This is a genomic window from Streptomyces alkaliphilus, assembly GCF_014141535.1.
Taxonomy (GTDB): Bacteria; Actinomycetota; Actinomycetes; order Streptomycetales; family Streptomycetaceae; genus Streptomyces; species Streptomyces alkaliphilus.
In genome coordinates this window covers 1-979 of record NZ_VKHT01001414.1, presented here as the reverse complement: position 1 = coordinate 979, position 979 = coordinate 1, and the positions used below count along the sequence as shown (strand labels likewise).

Below are 979 nucleotides of genomic sequence, written 5' to 3'. Positions count from 1 at the left end.
GGGGTTCGGGTCGGTGTCCCGGACGGAGATCCGCGGCGCGGGGTGGGTCCACCGCAGGACGAGGGAGGCCGGGCCGCCGGTGTGGCACACGGCGTTGGTGATCAGCTCGGAGACCAACAACTCGGCGCGGTCGAGGAGTTCGTCCAGGCCGTGGGAGCGGAGCACGACCCGCAGGGTGGTGCGGGCGATGCCCGGCACCCGGGATCGTGGGGAGGTTCAGCTCGTACCGCCACGGCTCGGTGAACCCGATCCCCTCGGGAGGGGGAAGGCCGTCCGGCGTCGGTGGTACGCGATGGCCACGGATATCAGAAGCGGTGGCCAGGCCAGCAGGGGGAGGTAGCAGAGCCACAGCAGGGCGTACTGTGCCGGGGTGCCGATAGCCTCCTGACCGACCCCGGTGCAGTGGGAATGGAACGCCCGGGAGAACAGACCGGCCAGCGCGATCCCACCCAACAGCGCCGGGACGGTCGCCGCGAGCGGAGGCACCCCGCGACCTCCCAGCAGCGGGATCCAGCGCGGCACGACCTCACCCCAGGGCTGTACCAGTCCGAGCGTCAGGAGCGCCAGTGCTCCGAGGAGCACGGAGAGGGAGACGACGTACAGCACCTCCCGGCCGTCGCGCAGGGAGATTTCGGAGACCGGGAGACCGGCGGCCAGGGCGATCCGCCACAGCCCCGACGGCAACGTGAGCAACGGCACGGCATGGGCCGCCAGGGCCGCCCAACGCGGCACGCCCGGCGAGATCCTCATCCTCGACATGTGAGCCATGCTCCGTCACCACGGTGGTCACCACCACCTCGTTTCGAAAATCCCGTCTCCTTCACCGACACCGAACGGGTGGGGTCGCATTCCTGGACCGGTGGTCGAATCCCGGGATTTTCCGGGCCGGGGGTGACGCCGGGGCCGAAAATCCTCTTGACGGCGCTGTGCGTGAAAAGGAACCGGTGGGACAGGAACGCCCGGGGGGACGGGTGGGGCC

General features: G+C 70.5%; 2 protein-coding genes. Both read right to left on the bottom strand.

The genetic code is table 11. From position 1 onward, the window contains the following. Nucleotides 1–198 (bottom strand): ATP-binding protein (locus tag FNQ90_RS24825; RefSeq protein WP_407699442.1); only part of this gene is annotated, 198 nt, incomplete at its 3' end. Between the two features lie 18 nt (nucleotides 199–216). Continuing rightward, nucleotides 217–759, bottom strand: coding sequence for a hypothetical protein (locus FNQ90_RS24820; RefSeq protein WP_182608383.1), 543 nt, complete (start codon nucleotides 757–759; stop codon nucleotides 217–219). Nucleotides 760–979: the final 220 nt, after the last annotated feature.